The organism is Agarivorans sp. JK6, assembly GCF_045277145.1.
GTDB lineage: Bacteria > Pseudomonadota > Gammaproteobacteria > Enterobacterales > Celerinatantimonadaceae > Agarivorans > Agarivorans albus.
The window spans coordinates 3,321,150-3,338,423 of the sequence record NZ_CP113525.1; the positions used below are offsets into that span (position 1 = coordinate 3,321,150).

Sequence of the window (17,274 nt, forward strand, 5' to 3'; positions counted from 1 at the left end):
ATCTTAGAGATTAATTAAGTGGCGAGCTTACAAGCTACGCTTAACTTCAACAATCTCAAATACTTCGATTTGGTCACCAGCACGAACGTCATTATAGTTCTTAACGCCGATACCACATTCCATACCGTTACGTACTTCGTTTACGTCATCTTTAAAGCGGCGAAGTGACTCTAGCTCACCTTCATAAATAACCACGTTTTCACGTAAAACACGAATTGGGTTAGAACGCTTAACCTGACCTTCAAGTACCATACAACCTGCAATAGCACCAAGCTTAGGTGACTTAAATACGTCACGAACTTCAGCTAAGCCCATAATTTGTTGTTTAAATTCTGGAGCAAGCAAGCCGGTCATTGCACTCTTAACTTCATCGATTAAGTCATAGATTACGCTGTAGTAGTGTAGATCTACACTTTCAGTTTCGATGATACGGCGCGCAGTTGCGTCGGCACGAACGTTAAAGCCAAGTACGATAGCGTTAGACGCAGCGGCTAGCGTTGCATCAGTTTCGGTAATACCACCAACACCACGGCCGATAATGTTAACTTTAACTTCGTCAGTTGAAAGCTTAGACAGAGAATCAGCAATCGCTTCAAGCGAACCTTGTACATCAGATTTAAGTACAATGTTAAGCTCTTGAACTTCACCTTCTTCCATGTTGGCAAACATGTTTTCAAGTTTAGATTTTTGCTGACGCGCTAATTTAACATCACGGAATTTACCCTGACGGTAAAGTGCAACTTCACGAGCTTTCTTCTCATCACGAACCACAGTAGCTTCGTCACCAGCTTGTGGCACACCAGATAGACCTAGAATCTCAACAGGGATTGAAGGGCCGGCAGTTTCGATGTCTTTACCGTTTTCATCTTTCATGGCACGAATACGACCGTATTCGAGACCACAAAGAATGATGTCGCCTTTTTCTAACTGACCGTGTTGTACCAAGATAGATGCAATTGGACCGCGACCTTTATCAAGGCGAGATTCAATTACTACACCCGATGCAGCGCCAACATGGCTAGCAGTAAGCTCTAGTACATCAGACTGAAGCACAATCGCTTCTAATAAGTCATCAATACCTTCACCGCTTTTCGCTGATACGTGAACAAATTGCACGTCGCCGCCCCAGTCTTCTGGAATAACATCGTGTTGCGATAGTTCAGTTTTAACGCGATCTGGATCAGCTGCTTCTTTATCGATTTTGTTTACCGCTACAACTAACGGCACTTCAGCAGCACGGGCGTGCTGAATCGCTTCAATAGTTTGTGGCATTACACCATCATCTGCAGCCACTACCAATACAACAATATCGGTTGCTTTAGCACCACGAGCACGCATCGAGGTAAACGCAGCGTGTCCTGGAGTATCTAAGAAGGTGATCATGTTGTCGTTAGTTTCAACATGGTAAGCACCAATATGCTGGGTAATACCGCCAGCTTCACCATCGGCAACTTTAGCGCGACGAATGTAATCTAGTAGCGAGGTTTTACCATGGTCAACGTGACCCATAATAGTTACAACTGGTGCACGAGTTGTTTGCTCACCGGTTGATTCCGCTTCTTGCATTACTTGTTCTTCAAGCGCGTTTTCTTTAACTAGAACCACTTTATGGCCAAGTTCTTCAGCAACCAACGTTGCAGTTTCTTGGTCAATAACTTGGTTAATGGTCGCCATTGCGCCCATCTTCATCATGGCTTTAATCACTTCAGTGGCTTTGATTGCCATTTTGCTAGCTAATTCACCAACTGAAATGGTTTCGCCAATGCGTACTTCACGCTCAACCGGTTGCGCAGGCTTGTTGAAGCCATGCTGCATAGTAGTTGGAGTAGCTACTTGACGCTTATTACCTTTGCGGCCACCACGACGATTGTTATTGTTATCGTCGTTTTGCTTAGCTTTACGCTTTTTGCGACGAGGAGCTTCAGCTTTTTGCTCTTGCTCATCTTCTGCAGCACGAGCATAAGTAGATGTAGTTGTGTGGTAATCGGCAGATTCTTCACGCTTTTTACGGGCTTTTTCTTCTTCGGCCCAACGCGCGGCATTTTCTTCTGCTAGCTTCTTCGCTTCTTCTGCTTTTTTCTCTGCTTCGGCCTCAGCTTTCGCAATTGCAGCTTCTTCTTGCTTACGCAAGATATCGGCAGCTTCTTTCTCTGCAGCTAATTGCTCAGGAGATTTCTCTGCGTCAGACTGTTTTTCAGCTTCTTTAGCTTTTGCCGCAGCTGCTGCAGCTGCCGCTTTTTCTTCGCGCTTCACTTTCTCTTCTGCTTCACGCTTAGCTTTATCTTCAGCGGCTTTCTTTGCAGCGGCTTCAGCTTCAACACGCGCTGCTTCTTCAGCTTCTAGGCGTGCTTTTTCTTCAGCTTCTTGCTTCGCTTGTTCTTCTACAGCGCTGCGTTTAACGTAAGTTTTCTTTTTACGCACTTCTACTTGAACTGCGCGAGACTTACCGCCGGTACCAGACACACTTAGGGTGCTCTTGGTTGTACGCTTTAAGGTCATGCGGCTTGGCGAGCTTTCTTCACCATGCTGTAGTTTTAGATGCTCAAGAAGCTTAGTTTTCTCTTCTTGAGTAACATTGTCGGTTAAAGACTTTTTAATACCAGCATCTGCAAATTGCTGAATTAATTTGTCTTCGTTTGTTCCCACGTCGGTCGCGAGTTGTTTAATTGAAACTTCTGTCATCGGGCTATTGTCCTCCGTCGACCTTATTCTTCGTCGCCAAACCAGCAAATCTGTCTGGCGGCCATAATCAGTTCGCCGGCTTTCTCTTCCGACAACTCTTCAATATCTTCTAGCTCGTCTATACCTTGCTCTGCAAGATCTTCTAAGCTAATCACGCCTTTACTTGCCAGTACAAACGCTAGGTGACGTTCCATACCTTCAAGAGCAAGTAGCTCTTCACTTGGCTCGGCGTTATCTAAAGACTCTTCTTTAGCTAGAGCTTCGGTTACTAGTGCCGCTTTAGCACGCTCACGCAGCTCGTTAACGATATCTTCATCTAGGCCGTCAATGCTGAGTAGTTCGCTTACTGGTACGTAAGCAATTTCTTCTAAAGAAGTGAAACCTTCTTCAGCAAGAACGGTTGAGAACTCTTCATCAATATCTAGGTATTGAACAAACGTATCGATAGCTTTTTGAGCTTCAGCTTGGTGTTTATTGTTTGCATCTTCAACAGTCATTACATTTAGTTCCCAACCAGTAAGTTGAGACGCTAGACGTACGTTTTGACCGTTACGACCAATTGCTTGGGCAAGGTTGTCAGCTTCAACAGCGATATCCATTGAGTGGCTATCTTCATCTACGATGATTGACGCAACTTCTGCTGGAGCCATGGCGTTAATAGCAAATTGAGCTGGGTTATCGTCCCACAACACAATATCTACACGCTCGTTATCAAGTTCACCTGAAACGGCTTGAACACGCGCACCACGCATACCAACACAAGCTCCAACAGGATCGATGCGGCGGTCATTACTTTTCACAGCAATTTTCGCACGTGAACCTGGATCGCGAGCAGCAGCTTTAAGATCAATCATCTCTTCAGCAATTTCTGGCACTTCGATGCGGAACAACTCGATCAGCATCTCTGGGCGAGTACGGCTCATAAACAATTGAGCACCACGAGCTTCTGGTTTCACTTCGTACAGCAAACCACGAACACGGTCACCCGGGCGGAAAGCTTCACGAGGAAGTGATTCTTCGCGATGAATAACTGCTTCAGCATTGTTACCTAGGTCAACGATGATATTTTCACGGCTTACCTTTTTAACAACACCTGTTACCAATTCATTCACTTGGTCAAAATATTGTTCAACAACTTGAGCGCGCTCTGCTTCACGTACTTTCTGTACGATAACTTGCTTAGCAGTTTGCGTAGTAATGCGGTCAAACACTACAGATTCAATTTGCTCTTCAACATAATCACCAAGTTCAATTTCTGGCTCTTCGTATTGGGCTGCTTCTAAAGTAATTTCACGGTATGGATTCTCAATCGCTTCTTGATTTTCAACAACCATCCAGCGACGGAAGGTATCAAAACTACCGTCTTTGCGATCGATATCAACGCGAACTTCAATATCGCCTTCATACTTTTTCTTGGTTGCCGTTGCTAAAGCAATTTCCATAGCTTCAAAGATTTTTTCACGCGGTAGAGCTTTTTCGTTCGATACCGCATCAACAACCAACAAGACTTCTTTGTTCATTCCTGACCCTCTTTAGTCAAACTGGGGAACCAGATGCGCTTTTTGTACATTACCTAGCGCGATCCGATGTTGTTCTTTGTCTACTGCTAAAACGACTGTGTCGTCTTCAACAGCAATAATTTCACCCTGCCATTTACGGCGATTGTTTACAGGCATACGTACCTGTAGAAAAGCAATCTCACCAATAAAACGTTGATAGTGTTCCGCTTTAAAAAGAGGGCGTTCCAAACCAGGAGATGACACCTCAAGGTTGTATTCAGTGCTAATTGGATCTTCAACATCCAAAATAGCGCTAGCTTGTCGACTTACGTCGGCGCAATTGTCGACATTAATGCCGTTTTCGTGGTCAATAAACAAACGCACGATAGAGTGCTTGCCAGCACTAACATATTCGATACCTAAGAGCTCAAAACCCAGCGCTTCAACCGCTGGAGTAAGCATGTCAGTTAATCGTTGTTCTACAGTTGCCAAGGTTCCCCTCCAGAAACAAAAAAAGGGCGTAAAGCCCAGTTCTAGCACCTAAGGTGCGGCGAGAAAATAACAAAAAGCCCCGATGAAGCGGGGCTTTAAAATTTCTGAGCCTTTAACACTATCACTACCTAAGTATTTGATAGTTGGTTGCGGGAGCCGGATTTGAACCGACGACCTTCGGGTTATGAGCCCGACGAGCTACCAGACTGCTCCATCCCGCGTCCGATTGCCGAGGATTATATCAATCACTCTGACAGGATGCAAAAATAACTATTGGTGCCGAGAGCGGGACTTGAACCCGCACGTCCATAGGACACTACCCCCTCAAGATAGCGTGTCTACCAATTCCACCACCTCGGCTAAAATTAGTTAGGTACGTCGCTACCAGGGTTTGCTGGTGATGCTGGAACATCAGCATCTTGAAGCACTTGTTCAGCAGCAGGCTGAGACAAATCGCTCCATTCATCAACTTGTTGGGTTTGTTTGGCTGAAAGGTTGCCTAACACCAAGCTGATTACAATAAACAACGTTGCACAAATAGCGGTTGCTCTAGTTAAGAAGTTACTTGAACCAGAAGAACCAAATACTGTGTTAGATGCGCCAGAGCCAAAAGATGCGCCCATATCAGCACCCTTGCCTTGCTGAATTAACACTAGACCAATCAAAGCCAGTGCAACAACTAAATAAACTACTAATAAAATTTCGTACATTCTCTTTCACCTAAGTGTGGGTCGGTCTTCATTCCGACCGTCATTTAGTGAAACACAAGTCACCAAAGCGGGCGAATATTAGCGAACCTCTGCTACTAATACAAGCGCCAAGCTCAAAAAACTTCTACTCTGTGTTCAACCGTTTAATTATTGTTCGCTTTAGTTGCAAGCAGCTCTTACAGCATCAGCGATATCGTTAGCGCATTGTTCTACTAGAGCAGAATCCGCCCCTTCAACCATTACGCGCAGTAATGGCTCTGTACCTGATTTACGTAGCAATACTCGGCCAGAGTCACCTAGTTGATTTTCGGCTTTGGCTTGAGCTTTTTTCACTAAGTCACTGCTTAATGGATCGCTATCACCTTTAAAGCGCACATTGACCAGTAGTTGAGGATAAAGCGTTAAATCACTTAGTAAACCTCGCAAACTCTGTTTTTGTGCCAACATAGCAGCTAGAACCTGCAGTGCAGCAACGATACCATCACCTGTTGTGGTATGACCCAAGCAAATAATATGACCAGAGTTTTCTCCGCCGTAAGTCCAGCCCCGTTCTGATAATTGCTCCATAACGTAGCGGTCACCAACTTTAGCTCGGCTAAATGGAATATCCATTTCGGCAAAGGCTTGCTCTAGAGCCAAATTGCTCATTAGTGTGCCAACAACACCACCACTTAAGTGATTACTTAACTTAGCGTCTTTGGCCAAAATATAGAGAATCTCGTCACCATCAACTTGTACACCATGTTGATCGATCATCATGACACGATCACCATCACCATCGAGCGCGATACCAAGATCTGCTTTGTGTTCTAAAACTTTTTCAGCTAATAAGCCGGTATCGGTAGCACCACATTTCTCATTGATATTCAGACCGTCAGGCTGGTTACCAATAGCAACTACTTCTGCACCTAACTCGCTAAATACTTTTGGTGCAATGTGGTAAGTGGCACCGTGTGCACAATCCACTACAATCTTAAGGCCTGATAAGTTGTATTTATTCGGAAATGTACTTTTACAAAACTCAATATAACGGCCCGCTGCATCTTCAATACGGCGAGCTTTACCTAAAGCAGCCGAATCTACACAGGTCATTGGATTATCCAATTCAGCTTCAATCGCTAACTCCACTTCATCGGGTAACTTAGTGCCATTAGCAGAGAAAAACTTAATGCCATTGTCGTAGTAAGGATTATGAGAAGCACTAATCACAATGCCCGCTTCAGCCCTAAAAGTACGAGTTAGGTAGGCAACCGCTGGTGTAGGCATAGGGCCTACAAAGCTTGCTTGAACACCCGCAGCAGAAAGGCCTGCTTCTAGAGCAGATTCCAGCATGTAGCCAGAGATTCGGGTATCTTTACCGATTAGTACTTTACGTGTTCCTGTGCTCGACAAGACCTTACCGGCTGCCCATCCTAGTTTTAAAGCGAATTCAGGGGTAATTGGGTACTCACCCACCTTACCGCGAACACCATCCGTGCCAAAATATCGTCTTGTCATTACTTACTCATCTGTACTTTTGAATAAACGTTTAGTGCATCAGCCGTTTCTTGAACGTCATGTACACGAAATATGTGTGCTCCCTGCTGAGCGGCTAAAACAGCACCTGCTACACTTGCTGCCATTAAGCTATCTGGAGATTTACCCAGCAGCTTACCAAACATGCTCTTGCGGGAGACGCCTGCCAAAATCGGCAAACCGAGCTGCTTAAACTCATTTAATTGGGCAAGCAGCTGAAAATTGTGGTCAAGAGTTTTACCAAAACCAAAACCAGGGTCAACTATTATATTCGATTCAACAATGCCTGCCGCTACACAGCTCTCAACTCGTTGCATTAAGTAAGTAATTACTTCGCTCACGACATTATCGTATTGAGGGTTAACTTGCATACTTCTAGGTTTTCCTTGCATATGCATAATGCACACCGGCACCCTTAAATCAGCCGCAACTTCTAGCGCCCCTGGATTAGTTAAGGCGCAAACATCGTTAATGATATCAGCGCCCGCTTCAACAGCTTGCTGCATCACTTGAGCTTTATTGGTATCTATCGAAACCAAGCAATCAAAACGCTGCTTAATAGCCTTAATCACACCAACCGTTCGTTGCAATTCCACGGTTAACGAAACATCCGCAGCGCCTGGTCGCGTAGACTCTCCACCCACATCAATTATATCAGCACCTTCATTAAGCATTTGCTCTACACGTGCTAGTGCTTGCTCATGAGAAACATAAGAGCCACCATCGGAAAAGGAATCAGGCGTAACATTGAGAATGCCCATAATCACCGGGCGTTTGAATTGATGAGGACCAATATTGAATGCAATAGTCATTTTTCTTTACTTACAAAAAAGCCCTGTAAGCGACTTACAGGGCTAACAACTTAATTTAAGCCTTACTGAGCAGGATCTTCACCTATGGTTTTAGGTGGCTCAGGTGCATCAGTTTTTGCGTCGTCAGCTTTAGCTTCATCACCTTTGTCATTAGATTCAGGTGGTGTTGGCTTGTCTGAGTCATCCCAATCAGCCGGTGGACGAGGAGTTTTACGCTCCATCAAATCGTCTATCTGTCGAGCATCAATGGTTTCGTACTTCATCAACGCATCTTTCATGGTATGAAGAATATCCATGTTTTCGGTCAACAAAGATTCAGCGCGCTGATAGTTACGATCAATGACCGAGCGAATCTCTAAGTCGATGGCCTTAGCGGTATCATCAGACATATGCTTAGTTTTAGCAGCACTGCGTCCTAAGAATACTTCACCTTCTTCATCAGCATAAAGCAGTGGCCCCATTGACTCTGAAAGACCCCATTGTGTAACCATCTTACGGGCAATTTCAGTTGCTCGCTCAATATCATTGCTAGCACCGGTCGATACTTTTTCATCACCGTAGATAATACGCTCAGCTAAGCGCCCACCGTACAAGCTAGAGATCATGCTTTCTAAATGCTGTTTGCTATGGCTCACTCTGTCTTGCTCAGGCAAGTACATTGTTACACCTAAAGCGCGACCACGCGGAATAATACTCACTTTATATACAGGATCATGCTCTGGTACTAAACGACCTACAATTGCATGGCCTGCTTCGTGATAAGCAGTCATCTCTTTTTCAGCTTCGGTCATAACCATCGATTTACGCTCAGCGCCCATCATGATTTTGTCTTTAGCTTTTTCAAATTCTTCCATCGAAACAGTGCGCTTGCTACCGCGAGCGGCAAACAGTGCAGCCTCGTTTACAAGGTTTGCTAAATCTGCACCAGAGAAGCCAGGAGTACCACGAGCAATTACCGCGGCATCTACACCATCTCCTAAAGGCACTTTACGCATGTGTACTTTTAGGATCTGCTCACGGCCTCGAATATCTGGCAAGCCAACCGTTACTTGGCGGTCGAAACGACCTGGGCGCAATAACGCAGGGTCTAATACGTCTGGTCGGTTAGTTGCAGCAATAACAATAATGCCTTCATTGCCTTCAAAACCATCCATTTCAACTAACATTTGGTTTAGTGTTTGCTCACGCTCATCGTGCCCGCCACCTAAACCGGCACCACGTTGGCGACCTACGGCATCAATTTCATCGATGAAAATGATACACGGAGCAGACTTTTTAGCTTGCTCAAACATGTCACGAACACGTGAAGCACCAACACCTACGAACATTTCTACAAAGTCTGAACCAGAAATAGTAAAGAAAGGTACTTTTGCTTCACCAGCGATAGCTTTAGCAAGCAAGGTTTTACCGGTACCTGGAGGACCGACCATCAATACGCCAGTAGGAATTTTACCACCAAGCTTTTGGAACTTAGTTGGATCACGTAAGTAATCTACTAACTCACCCACTTCTTCTTTGGCTTCATCACAACCTGCTACATCAGCAAAAGTGGTTTTAATTTGGTCTTCGCTCATTAAGCGCGCTTTACTCTTACCAAAAGACATAGCGCCTTTACCACCACCGCCTTGCATTTGACGCATGAAGAATATCCATACACCGATTAGCAATAGCATCGGGAACCAAGAAATGAAGATAGAGGTTAACAGCCCCTGCTCTTCTGGTTGCTCACCCAATACCTTTACATTGTGGTTGATAAGATCATTAAGTAGGTCTTTATCGTGCAAGGGAATTATAGTGCTAAATTGCTCACCAGTACGCTTGATGCCTTTAACATCTTGCCCACTAATACGCACTTCGCGGATCTGTTCTTGATTCACTTCCTTTACAAAGGTGGAATAGTCCATTTGCCGACCACTGCTTGAATCAGGGCTAAAGCTTTGGAATACAGACATCAAAACCACAGCTATTACCAGCCACAGAATCAGATTTTTTGCCATGTCACTCAAGACGAAAACCTCACCGGTTATTTTTAAATAAGAATTATTATCTAGCGTACTATAGTTTAAAGCCACTAGCCACTATATAGACTTCTCGAGAGCGAGCCCTTGAGGAATCTGGCTTACGAGTTTTCACACTGGTAAACATAGAACGTACTTGCTGGAGATATTGATCAAAGCCTTCGCCTTGGAATACCTTTACTGCGAAGCTGCCTTTTGGCGCAAGCACTTCACGACACATATCTAATGCTAGTTCAACTAAATACATGGCACGTGATTGGTCAACATTATTGTTGCCACTCATGTTGGGCGCCATGTCTGACAACACAACATCCACTTTCTTCTCACCCACTCGTTCGAGCAAAGCGTTTAGCACTTCTTCTTCGCGAAAATCGCCACAAAGAAAATCCACCCCAGCGATTGGGTCCATAGGTAGAATGTCACAAGCTATCACATGACCATCTAAACCGACTTGCTCGACGCAGTATTGAGACCAACCACCGGGTGCAGCACCAAGGTCAACTACGGTCATGCCCGATTTTAGCAACTTATCTTTATTTTGAATCTCTTCAATTTTAAATACCGCTCTTGAACGCAAGCCAAGTTTTTGGGCTTTTTGCACATAGTGGTCATCAAAATGTTCAGTTAACCAGCGTTTAGAGCTGGCAGTATGTTTTTTATTGGTCACAAATAGTTTCCACTATAGTTACAAAACCGCACGGTATCATGATTATAAAATAGTATTAGTGATTAGATGGCGCTAGAATGTGCTTTTTTCAACCCCGAGTAAGCAGAAAGTTTCATGCAACTAACCAACAAACAAAAACAGCACCTGAAATCCTTGGCTCATAACCTAAAGCCAGTGGTAATGCTTGGCTCAAATGGATTGACCGAAGGAATTTTGGCAGAGATAGAAGTCGCCATTGCTCATCATGAATTGATTAAGGTAAAAATTGCTACCGACGATCGTGAAATGAAGCAGCTTATTGCCGATACCATTGCAGATAAAGTTTCAGCGGTGAAGGTTCAGGTGATTGGCCATATATTGATTATCTATCGCCCTAGTGAAGATAAAAAGATTGAATTACCACGCAAATAAAAAAAGCGGCTTTAGCCGCTTTTTTTATAACTAAACTGCAATTGAGACTGGCTGATAAGGCTCCGGCTGAGGGTCTGAACCAGAACTACCACCATACTTGGCATAAAACTCAGCAATCGCTAATTGCTGATTAACTTGCTTTTGCTGCTCTAAATTACTGTTAATGCTCTCTAACGCTTTATAGCTTACTGGATTGCTTTCACTGCTTTTGGTTTCGTTACCCGTAGAGCTGGTATAGTAAATATCTAATAAATTTTGCTGATGATTAACCGCTGAAACGCCAACAACAGTGTTACGCTTACCATCTATTTCGGCTTGTTGCTTTTGCTGATAGCTCTCAACTTCTCCACCAACATATAAGCGCGCATTACGTTGCTCTTCTGGAGATAATTGATCGTATTCATCGGAGATTTTATCAACAATATCGCCATAGCTTGGCTTATTTGAGGTACTAGATATAGCAGTTGAGGTCGATGTAGCAGCGGGAGAATAAGCATACATCGAATTGGAGTTTACTTGCATAGACATTAAGCCACCTCTAAATCAGTTAATAAACAACCAATCCATGGTGAACTTTTATACTATAACAAACATCAACTTCGCACACAATTAATCATCTGCATATCTAAAATAAGCCAACAGAATAACTAAACTAAATAACTTTTTAGCAGACGTTTAAACCAACGTTAAGCCAAGGGTAAAAATTCAGCCAGTTGGAAGTTTTTCACAACTACACAATCCATTCCCGCATTGTGCGCTGCTTGAATACCAAAAGGAGTGTCCTCAAACACTAAACAGCGCTTTGGCTCAACCTCTAAACTCTGCGCTACTTGCAAAAAAGTGTCCGGTTCTGGTTTGTGCGCCGCCACGTCTTCAGCGCACACCATAGCCTGAAAATAATCAGTAAGCTTTAGGTTATTAGTAATTCGGTCCATGTTAACGCGCTCAGCGCCAGTGCCTAAACCTAACTTTTTGCTGGTTGCGAATTCAGCCAGTACTTCACAGCTTGCAGCTATCCTCTCAACCTTATGCCACAAAGCGTCAAACCCCGCGCGTTTGTCGTTTAATAGCTTTGAGCCATCAATATTTACTTGGTAATGTTGCTGATATTGCTCTGCAATTTTGAGTGTTGGCATACCACCGCGCTCAGCTACAAAATTAATATGAACAGGTAAACCTTGCTTGTTTAAAGCGTCTTCCCAAGCTGCTAGGTGCGCTGGCATTGAGTCAACCAAGGTGCCATCCATATCAAAAATGAAGGCGTCATACTTCGCGTAATCTATTGCTAACAAGGTGCTTCTCCAATAAAAAACGCAGCATAACGCTGCGTTTTTTAACAAGTTCTGAATCTAAATATATTCAACCGCTACAATTTCGTACTCAACTTCACCACCTGGTGTAACCACGGTGACTTCGTCTTCTACATTTTTGCCGATAAGTCCACGGGCAATTGGCGAGTTAACAGAAATACGATTCTGCTTAATATCAGCTTCATCATCTCCCACAATGCCGTAGGTAACCTCTTTATCTGTATCAAGGTTTAATAAGGTAACTGTACAACCGAAAATCACCTTACCGTTGTTGGTCATTTTGGTCACATCAATAACTTGAACGTTACTTAACTTACCTTCAATATCTTGAATACGCCCTTCACAAAAACCTTGCTGTTCTCGTGCAGCGTGGTATTCAGCGTTTTCTTTAAGATCGCCATGCTCACGAGCTACCGCGATATCGTCAATAATTTTTGGACGAACCACTGTTTTTAAATGCTCTAACTCTTCACGTAATTGCGTTTCGCCACGCACCGTCATAGGAACTGGTTTCATACTTAATAACTCAACAAAACTAGAAAAACAGAAAAAAATTTGGCTGTCGATGACAGCCAAATTTACTTGTACTAATAATTGCAGTGTAACGCTATTTTACGCTGCGGTGAAGATCTTCGCCACTTTGCTTATAACGATAATTGCCAATTAGCTGATACGTTTATGCAAATCTTGAACAGAAGTCACAGTGCCGCGATCATCCGCATTATGAGCCTGGCAAGTCGCAAAGGCACCGTTAAGCGTAGTCGTGTAATTAACTTTTTGCGCTAACGCAGCTCTACGCAATTGACGTGAATCTTCAATAGATTGACGACCTTCGGTAGTGTTAATCACGTAGCTATATTCACCGTTTTTCAAACGGTCAAGAATATGCGGGCGACCTTCATGAACCTTGTTCACCAAGCGAGGGTTAATGCCAGCTTCACCTAAAGCAACTGCAGTACCGTGAGTCGCATCTAATTCGTAGCCAAGTTCAAGCAGTTTAGCAGCCAGCTCTGCAACTCGTTTCTTGTCTGAGTTACGAACCGAAAGCAATACTCGACCACCTTTAGGGCCATCGTTGCCAATACCTAGTTCAGCTTTTGCATAAGCTTCAGCAAACGTAGCACCTACTCCCATCACTTCACCAGTAGAGCGCATTTCTGGGCCTAAGATTGGGTCTACGCCATGGAATTTGTTAAACGGTAATACCACTTCTTTAACTGAGTAGAACGGCGGAATAATCTCTTTAGTTATTCCCTGCTCGGCTAAAGAAATACCGGCCATTACACGTGCTGCTACTTTAGCAATAGGTACGCCAGTTGCCTTAGATACAAACGGTACAGTACGCGCAGCACGTGGATTTACTTCAATTAAGTAAATCTCGTCATCTTTAACCGCAAACTGGGTGTTCATTAAACCAATTACACCTAACTCTAGGGCTAGAGCACGAACTTGCTCACGCATACGGTCTTGAATTTGTGGGCTTAGCGTATAAGCAGGTAATGAACAGGCCGAATCACCAGAGTGAACGCCCGCTTGCTCGATGTGCTCCATAATGCCGCCGATAACCACATCTTTGCCATCACAGATTGCATCGATGTCAATTTCAACCGCATCATTTAGAAAGCTATCTAAAAGAACTGGTGAGTCGTTAGACACACTTACAGCCTCTTTAAAGTAGCGACGTAAATCTTGCTCATCGTAAACAATTTCCATTGCTCGGCCACCTAGTACATAAGATGGACGAACAACCAATGGATAACCGATACGCTCTGCTGAGATAACAGCTTCTTCAGTAGTTGAAACCGTATCGTTTTCTGGTTGCTTAAGCTTCAAGCGATCAACTGCGACTTGGAAACGTTCGCGATCTTCAGCGCGGTCAATCGCATCTGGAGACGTACCAATAATTGGCACGCCAGCCGCTTCTAATTCACGCGCCAATTTAAGTGGCGTTTGGCCACCATATTGAACAATAACACCGGTTGGCTGCTCTACGCGTACAATCTCTAGTACGTCTTCAAGCGTTACCGGTTCAAAATACAAACGGTCTGAGGTGTCGTAATCTGTTGAAACGGTCTCTGGGTTACAGTTAACCATAATGGTTTCGTAACCGTCTTCACGCATCGCTAGCGCGGCATGTACACAACAGTAGTCAAATTCGATGCCTTGACCAATACGGTTTGGTCCGCCGCCCAACACCATGATTTTCTTCTTATCAGATGGCTGAGCTTCACACTCTTCATCATAAGTTGAATACATGTAAGCAGTGTCGGTAGCAAATTCAGCAGCACAGGTGTCCACTCGTTTGTAAACTGGCAGCACTTCTAAACGATGGCGTAACTTACGGATCTCTTTATCCGATACACCAGTTAATTTAGCTAAACGAGCATCGGCGAAACCTTTACGTTTTAGCTTACGCAGTGTTGCTTCATCTAAACTGGCTACGCCGTCTTTAGCTACTTGGTTTTCTAGCAATACAATGTCTTCGATTTGAACCAAGAACCAACGGTCGATGTTAGTAAGAGAGAATACATCCTCAACAGACATACCAGCACGGAAAGCATCAGCGATATACCAAATACGGTCTGCACCGACATTTTGTAATTCGTGACGAATGGTTTCCATTGCATCAGATGCATTTAAGTCAACAATTGGGTCAAAACCATCAACGCCAACTTCTAAGCCACGTAAGGCTTTTTGTAGCGATTCTTGTTGGTTACGACCAATCGCCATAACTTCACCCACCGACTTCATTTGAGTGGTTAGGCGGTCGTTAGCGCCAGCAAATTTCTCGAAGTTAAAGCGAGGAATTTTTGTTACAACATAGTCGATTGAAGGCTCAAACGAAGCAGGTGTTTGGCCGCCAGTAATGTCGTTTTGCAATTCATCCAGCGTAAAACCTACTGCCAATTTAGCTGCAATTTTAGCAATTGGGAAACCAGTTGCTTTAGACGCTAGCGCAGATGAACGAGATACTCGAGGGTTCATCTCGATGATAACCATACGGCCAGTATTTGGACAAATACCAAACTGTACGTTAGAACCACCTGTCTCAACACCAATTTCACGCAGAACTGCAAGCGATGCATTCCGCATCAATTGGTATTCTTTATCTGACAAAGTTTGCGCTGGTGCTACGGTAATTGAGTCACCAGTGTGCACACCCATTGGGTCGAAGTTTTCGATGGCACAAACGATAATACAGTTATCGTTTTTATCACGTACCACTTCCATCTCGTACTCTTTCCAACCGATTAAGCTTTCATCAATCAACAGCTCACTGGTTGGCGAAAGATCTAGGCCACGGGCACAGATCTCATCAAACTCTTCTTTGTTATAAGCAATACCGCCACCGGTGCCACCCATAGTGAAAGAAGGACGAATAATACATGGGAAACCAACTTCTTCTAATACGCCGTAAGCTTCTTCCATTGAGTGAGCAATGCCCGCATTGGGACAAGCTAAGCCAATGCTTTTCATCGCTTGGTCGAAACGATTACGATCTTCTGCTTTATCAATCGCATCAGCAGTCGCACCAATCATTTCAACATTGTATTTCTCTAGCACGCCTTTGCTTTCAAGCTCTAGCGCACAGTTCAATGCGGTTTGGCCACCCATGGTTGGCAATACTGCGTCTGGGCGTTCTTTCTCAATAATTCGCTCTACCACTTCCCAGTGAATGGGCTCGATGTAAGTTGCATCAGCCATCTCTGGGTCAGTCATAATAGTAGCGGGGTTAGAGTTAACCAAGATGACTCGGTAACCTTCTTCACGCAAGGCTTTACAAGCCTGAGCGCCAGAATAGTCAAATTCACAAGCCTGGCCGATAACAATTGGGCCTGCGCCCAATATTAGAATACTTTTTATATCACTACGTTTTGGCATAAGTTCTGCTGCTCTCTACCTACGCTTGGCCGTTAAGGCGCTGCTCAATTAATTCAATGAAGTGGTCAAACAATGGCGCTGCATCATGCGGACCAGGGCTGGCTTCTGGGTGACCTTGGAAGCTAAACGCTGGCTTATCTGTACGATGAATGCCTTGCAAGCTTTGATCGAACAATGAGAAGTGAGTCATTGTCAGATTTTCTGGCAAGGTTTTTTCATCTACTGCAAAACCATGGTTTTGCGCAGTAATCATTACGCGGTCATGTTTGATATCTTTAACCGGATGGTTACCGCCGTGATGGCCAAATTTCATTTTCACTGTTTTAGCACCACTGGCTAAAGCGAGAATTTGGTGACCTAAACAAATACCAAATACTGGGATATCTGTTTCAAGGAAAGCTTTGGTAGCTGCGATTGCATAATCACATGGCTCTGGGTCGCCAGGGCCATTAGACAAGAAGATGCCATCAGGGTTTAAGGCAAGTACCTCTTCAGCTGATGTTTTAGCCGGAACCACGGTTAGTTTACAACCTCGGTCCACTAACATACGCAAAATATTGCGCTTAACACCAAAATCATAAGCAACTACGTGAAACTTACTGTCTTCACTACGGGCGGGAAGCCCAGCTTTAAGATCCCAAGAGCCCTGTGCCCAAGTGTAAGTATCAGCCGTGGTAACTTCTTTGGCGAGATCCATCCCTTTTAGGCCAGGGAAGGCTTTCGCTTCAGCTAAAGCTTGTGCTTCATCTAAATCTTCACCCGCTACAATACAACCCGCTTGCGCACCTTTTTCACGAAGAATACGCGTTAGTTTACGGGTATCTATATCCGCAATACCTACTACGTTTCTTGCTTCCAAATATTCACTTAAGCTTTGTTGGCTTCGGAAGTTACTCGCCACTAAAGGCAAATCACGAATAACTAGACCACAAGCGTGAATAGCATTCGATTCTTCATCTTCTGGGGTAGTTCCGTAGTTTCCGATATGGGGGTAAGTGAGGGTGACAATTTGGCGAGCATATGAGGGGTCAGTTAAAATTTCTTGGTATCCGGTCATCGAAGTATTAAAAACAACTTCTCCAACGGCAGAACCATTGGCTCCGATTGCGGTTCCACGGAACACGGTACCGTCTTCTAATACCAGCAGCGCTGATTTGCTCAAGGCAACCTCCTAACAAAGAACTGTCGACACGACAAAGTTGAACTAAAGGGTAAACTTTAGCCCAATACGATAAAATTTTGGCAAATTCCGCGGATTATAGAAGAGATATTGAGA

The 17,274-nt window shown here is 44.1% G+C and carries 14 protein-coding genes and 2 tRNA genes; 1 reads left to right on the forward strand and 15 read right to left on the reverse strand.

Annotated features, from left to right (window positions below; translation table 11 throughout):
- Positions 1-27: 27 nt before the first annotated feature.
- From infB to rlmE, 10 genes are all read right to left on the reverse strand, one after another.
- Positions 28-2,682, reverse strand: a complete 2,655-nt coding sequence (infB, locus tag OV592_RS15425; RefSeq protein ID WP_406609182.1) for a translation initiation factor IF-2 — start codon at positions 2,680-2,682, stop codon at positions 28-30.
- Between the two features lie 23 nt (positions 2,683-2,705).
- Complete coding sequence (nusA, locus tag OV592_RS15430; protein WP_406609183.1) at positions 2,706-4,202, reverse strand: transcription termination factor NusA; 1,497 nt, start codon at positions 4,200-4,202, stop codon at positions 2,706-2,708.
- Positions 4,203-4,214: 12 nt separating this feature from the next.
- Positions 4,215-4,673, reverse strand: a complete 459-nt coding sequence (rimP, locus tag OV592_RS15435; protein ID WP_016402377.1) for a ribosome maturation factor RimP — start codon at positions 4,671-4,673, stop codon at positions 4,215-4,217.
- 144 nt (positions 4,674-4,817) lie between these two features.
- Positions 4,818-4,894: transfer RNA gene (locus OV592_RS15440), tRNA-Met, on the reverse strand.
- Between the two features lie 53 nt (positions 4,895-4,947).
- A tRNA-Leu gene (locus OV592_RS15445) sits at positions 4,948-5,033 on the reverse strand.
- 5 nt (positions 5,034-5,038) lie between these two features.
- Complete coding sequence (gene secG, locus OV592_RS15450; RefSeq protein WP_016402378.1) at positions 5,039-5,383, reverse strand: preprotein translocase subunit SecG; 345 nt, start codon at positions 5,381-5,383, stop codon at positions 5,039-5,041.
- Between the two features lie 159 nt (positions 5,384-5,542).
- Positions 5,543-6,880: a phosphoglucosamine mutase gene (gene glmM / locus OV592_RS15455; RefSeq protein WP_040307319.1), complete on the reverse strand. Its 1,338-nt coding sequence runs from the start codon at positions 6,878-6,880 to the stop codon at positions 5,543-5,545.
- The gene (gene folP / locus OV592_RS15460; RefSeq protein WP_406609184.1) at positions 6,880-7,710 is read right to left on the reverse strand and encodes a dihydropteroate synthase; all 831 of its coding nucleotides are present in this window, start codon (positions 7,708-7,710) and stop codon (positions 6,880-6,882) included. Before folP ends, glmM begins: the two co-directional genes overlap by 1 nt.
- A 62-nt stretch (positions 7,711-7,772) precedes the next feature.
- Positions 7,773-9,716 (reverse strand): ATP-dependent zinc metalloprotease FtsH, encoded by a 1,944-nt coding sequence (gene ftsH, locus OV592_RS15465; RefSeq protein WP_152779749.1) that lies wholly within the window; start codon positions 9,714-9,716, stop codon positions 7,773-7,775.
- Positions 9,717-9,765: 49 nt separating this feature from the next.
- Positions 9,766-10,395 carry a 23S rRNA (uridine(2552)-2'-O)-methyltransferase RlmE gene (gene rlmE / locus OV592_RS15470; RefSeq protein ID WP_406609185.1) on the reverse strand — a complete coding sequence of 210 codons (630 nt, stop codon included), beginning with the start codon at positions 10,393-10,395 and terminating at the stop codon, positions 9,766-9,768.
- Between the two features lie 114 nt (positions 10,396-10,509).
- Between rlmE and yhbY the strand changes: the two genes are divergently transcribed.
- Positions 10,510-10,806: a ribosome assembly RNA-binding protein YhbY gene (gene yhbY, locus OV592_RS15475; protein WP_163132304.1), complete on the forward strand. Its 297-nt coding sequence runs from the start codon at positions 10,510-10,512 to the stop codon at positions 10,804-10,806.
- Positions 10,807-10,836: 30 nt separating this feature from the next.
- Here the strand turns inward: yhbY and OV592_RS15480 are convergent, their stop codons facing one another.
- From OV592_RS15480 to carA, 5 genes are all read right to left on the reverse strand, one after another.
- Positions 10,837-11,334, reverse strand: coding sequence for a hypothetical protein (locus tag OV592_RS15480; RefSeq protein WP_406609186.1), 498 nt, complete (start codon positions 11,332-11,334; stop codon positions 10,837-10,839).
- Positions 11,335-11,492: 158 nt separating this feature from the next.
- Complete coding sequence (locus OV592_RS15485) at positions 11,493-12,098, reverse strand: HAD family hydrolase (protein ID WP_406609187.1); 606 nt, start codon at positions 12,096-12,098, stop codon at positions 11,493-11,495.
- 57 nt (positions 12,099-12,155) lie between these two features.
- Positions 12,156-12,632, reverse strand: a complete 477-nt coding sequence (gene greA / locus OV592_RS15490; protein WP_040307331.1) for a transcription elongation factor GreA — start codon at positions 12,630-12,632, stop codon at positions 12,156-12,158.
- 147 nt (positions 12,633-12,779) lie between these two features.
- Complete coding sequence (carB, locus tag OV592_RS15495) at positions 12,780-15,998, reverse strand: carbamoyl-phosphate synthase large subunit (RefSeq protein WP_406609188.1); 3,219 nt, start codon at positions 15,996-15,998, stop codon at positions 12,780-12,782.
- A gap of 19 nt (positions 15,999-16,017) precedes the next feature.
- Positions 16,018-17,160 carry a glutamine-hydrolyzing carbamoyl-phosphate synthase small subunit gene (carA, locus tag OV592_RS15500; protein ID WP_406609189.1) on the reverse strand — a complete coding sequence of 381 codons (1,143 nt, stop codon included), beginning with the start codon at positions 17,158-17,160 and terminating at the stop codon, positions 16,018-16,020.
- Between the last annotated feature and the right edge of the window lie 114 nt (positions 17,161-17,274).

Bases quoted from the DNA above. Each gene is read 5' to 3' on its own strand.
- infB (WP_406609182.1), bottom strand. From the start codon at position 2,682: ATGACAGAAGTTTCAATTAAACAACTCGCGACCGACGTGGGAACAAAC.
- nusA (WP_406609183.1), bottom strand. From the start codon at position 4,202: ATGAACAAAGAAGTCTTGTTGGTTGTTGATGCGGTATCGAACGAAAAA.
- secG (WP_016402378.1), bottom strand. From the start codon at position 5,383: ATGTACGAAATTTTATTAGTAGTTTATTTAGTTGTTGCACTGGCTTTG.
- glmM (WP_040307319.1), bottom strand. From the start codon at position 6,880: ATGACAAGACGATATTTTGGCACGGATGGTGTTCGCGGTAAGGTGGGT.
- folP (WP_406609184.1), bottom strand. From the start codon at position 7,710: ATGACTATTGCATTCAATATTGGTCCTCATCAATTCAAACGCCCGGTG.
- yhbY (WP_163132304.1), top strand. From the start codon at position 10,510: ATGCAACTAACCAACAAACAAAAACAGCACCTGAAATCCTTGGCTCAT.
- OV592_RS15480 (WP_406609186.1), bottom strand. From the start codon at position 11,334: ATGTCTATGCAAGTAAACTCCAATTCGATGTATGCTTATTCTCCCGCT.
- greA (WP_040307331.1), bottom strand. From the start codon at position 12,632: ATGAAACCAGTTCCTATGACGGTGCGTGGCGAAACGCAATTACGTGAA.
- carB (WP_406609188.1), bottom strand. From the start codon at position 15,998: ATGCCAAAACGTAGTGATATAAAAAGTATTCTAATATTGGGCGCAGGC.